Origin of the sequence: Xenorhabdus innexi (assembly GCF_002632485.1) — a bacterium.
Taxonomy (GTDB): domain Bacteria; phylum Pseudomonadota; class Gammaproteobacteria; order Enterobacterales; family Enterobacteriaceae; genus Xenorhabdus; species Xenorhabdus innexi.
Map to the genome: position 1 here is coordinate 36,647 of NZ_NIBU01000035.1, position 3,256 is coordinate 39,902.

The 3,256-nt window shown below is 53.8% G+C and carries 2 rRNA genes; both read right to left on the reverse strand.

Going from position 1 to position 3,256, the window contains the following annotated elements:
- Window positions 1–2: 2 nt before the first annotated feature.
- A 5S ribosomal RNA gene (rrf, locus tag Xinn_RS23705) occupies window positions 3–118 on the reverse strand.
- A gap of 107 nt (window positions 119–225) precedes the next feature.
- Window positions 226–3,135, reverse strand: a 23S ribosomal RNA gene (locus Xinn_RS23710).
- Between the last annotated feature and the right edge of the window lie 121 nt (window positions 3,136–3,256).

The window sequence follows — 3,256 nt, forward strand, 5'->3', positions numbered from 1 at the left end:
ATGTCTGGCAGTGTCCTACTCTCACATGGGGAGACCCCACACTACCATCGGCGCTACGGCGTTTCACTGCTGAGTTCGGCATGGGGTCAGGTGGGACCACCGCGCTATTGCCGCCAGACAAATCCTGTTTTCAATCCCGAACAAGCTGCTTGCGGCTTTCATGCCGCATTTTCTCTTTGAAACTTCGTCTTTCTCTCAAACACCCTAAAACACCTTCGGTGTTGTCAGGTTAAGCCGCACGGTTCATTAGTACTGGTTAGCTCAACGTCTCGCAACGCTTACACACCCAGCCTATCCACGTCCTCGTCTCGAACGCTCCTTCAGTGTCCTCAAGGGACAAGGGAAGACTCATCTTAAGGCAAGTTTCCCGCTTAGATGCTTTCAGCGGTTATCTCTGCCGCACGTAGCTACCGGGCAATGCCATTGGCATGACAACCCGAACACCAGTGGTGCGTCCACTCCGGTCCTCTCGTACTAGGAGCAGCCCCTTTCAATCTTCCAACGCCCACGGCAGATAGGGACCGAACTGTCTCACGACGTTCTAAACCCAGCTCGCGTACCACTTTAAACGGCGAACAGCCGTACCCTTGGGACCTACTTCAGCCCCAGGATGTGATGAGCCGACATCGAGGTGCCAAACACCGCCGTCGATATGAACTCTTGGGCGGTATCAGCCTGTTATCCCCGGAGTACCTTTTATCCGTTGAGCGATGGCCCTTCCATTCAGAACCACCGGATCACTAAGACCTACTTTCGTACCTGCTCGAGCCGTCACTCTCGCAGTCAAGCTAGCTTATGCCTTTGCACTAACCTCACGATGTCCGACCGTGATTAGCTAACCTTCGTGCTCCTCCGTTACGCTTTGGGAGGAGACCGCCCCAGTCAAACTACCCACCAGACACTGTCCGCAACCCGGATAACGGGCCTACGTTAGAACACCAGCCATTAAAGGGTGGTATTTCAAGGATGGCTCCACGCAGACTGGCGTCCACGCTTCCAAGCCTCCCACCTATCCTACACATCAAGGACCAGTGTTCAGTGTCAAGCTATAGTAAAGGTTCACGGGGTCTTTCCGTCTTGCCGCGGGTACACTGCATCTTCACAGCGAGTTCAATTTCACTGAGTCTCGGGTGGAGACAGCCTGGCCATCATTACGCCATTCGTGCAGGTCGGAACTTACCCGACAAGGAATTTCGCTACCTTAGGACCGTTATAGTTACGGCCGCCGTTTACTGGGGCTTCGATCAAGAGCTTCTCGCAAAGCGATAACCCCATCAATTAACCTTCCAGCACCGGGCAGGCGTCACACCGTATACGTCCACTTTCGTGTTTGCACAGTGCTGTGTTTTTATTAAACAGTTGCAGCCAGCTGGTATCTGCGACTGGCTTCGGCTCCGGGAGCAAGTCCCTTCACCTACGCGCCAGCGTGCCTTCTCCCGAAGTTACGGCACCATTTTGCCTAGTTCCTTCACCCGAGTTCTCTCAAGCGCCTGAGTATTCTCTACCTGACCACCTGTGTCGGTTTGGGGTACGATTCAATGTTACCTGATGCTTAGAGGCTTTTCCTGGAAGCCGGGCATCTGTCACTTCAGCACCGTAGTGCCTCGTCGTCACGCCTCAGTGTTAACGGCTGTCCGGATTTACCAGGACTGCCCACCTACACGCTTAAACCGGGACGACCGTCGCCCGGATGACATAGCCTTCTCCGTCCCCCCTTCGCAGTAACACCGAGTACAGGAATATTAACCTGTTTCCCATCGACTACGCTTTTCAGCCTCGCCTTAGGGGTCGACTCACCCTGCCCCGATTAACGTTGGACAGGAACCCTTGGTCTTCCGGCGAGCGGGTTTTTCACCCGCTTTATCGTTACTTATGTCAGCATTCGCACTTCTGATACCTCCAGCAAACCTCACGATTCACCTTCAACGGCTTACAGAACGCTCCCCTACCCAACAACGCCTAAGCGTCGCTGCCGCAGCTTCGGTGCATGGTTTAGCCCCGTTACATCTTCCGCGCAGGCCGACTCGACCAGTGAGCTATTACGCTTTCTTTAAATGATGGCTGCTTCTAAGCCAACATCCTGGCTGTCTGAGCCTTCCCACTTCGTTTCCCACTTAACCATGACTTGGGGACCTTAGCTGGCGGTCTGGGTTGTTTCCCTCTCCACGACGGACGTTAGCACCCGCCGTGTGTCTCCCGTGATAACATTCTTCGGTATTCGCAGTTTGCATCGGGTTGGTAAGTCGGGATGACCCCCTAGCCGAAACAGTGCTCTACCCCCGAAGATGAATTCACGAGGCGCTACCTAAATAGCTTTCGGGGAGAACCAGCTATCTCCCGGTTTGATTGGCCTTTCACCCCCAGCCACAAGTCATCCGCTAATTTTTCAACATTAGTCGGTTCGGTCCTCCAGTTAGTGTTACCCAACCTTCAACCTGCCCATGGCTAGATCACCGGGTTTCGGGTCTATACCCTGCAACTTAACGCCCAGTTAAGACTCGGTTTCCCTGCGGCTCCCCTATACGGTTAACCTTGCTACAGAATATAAGTCGCTGACCCATTATACAAAAGGTACGCAGTCACACCCCAAAGGGTGCTCCCACTGCTTGTACGTACACGGTTTCAGGTTCTCTTTCACTCCCCTCGCCGGGGTTCTTTTCGCCTTTCCCTCACGGTACTGGTTCACTATCGGTCAGTCAGGAGTATTTAGCCTTGGAGGATGGTCCCCCCATGTTCAGACAGGATACCACGTGTCCCGCCCTACTCGTCGAACTCCCGGCTTATGCGTCTTCGTGTACGGGGCTATCACCCTTTACTGCGCGCCTTTCCAGGCGCTTCCACTGACACACAAGCCGTTGTTGGTTCTGGGCTCCTCCCCGTTCGCTCGCCGCTACTGGGGGAATCTCGGTTGATTTCTTTTCCTCGGGGTACTGAGATGTTTCAGTTCCCCCGGTTCGCCTCGTTTGACTATGAATTCATCAAACGATAGTGCAACGGATTGCACTGGGTTTCCCCATTCGGGTATCGCCGGGTCTTGCGGGTCATATCCCCTTCCCGGCGCTTATCGCAGATTAGCACGCCCTTCATCGCCTCTGACTGCCTAGGCATCCACCGTGTACGCTTAGTCGCTTAACCTCACAACCCGAAGGTGTCTTCGGATTGGGGTTTTGAGAGACTCCTCAATCACCTTGCTGTCAAACAGCAAAATCACTGAGTGTTTCAAATTTTTCAGCTTGTTCCAGATTGTTAAAGAGCA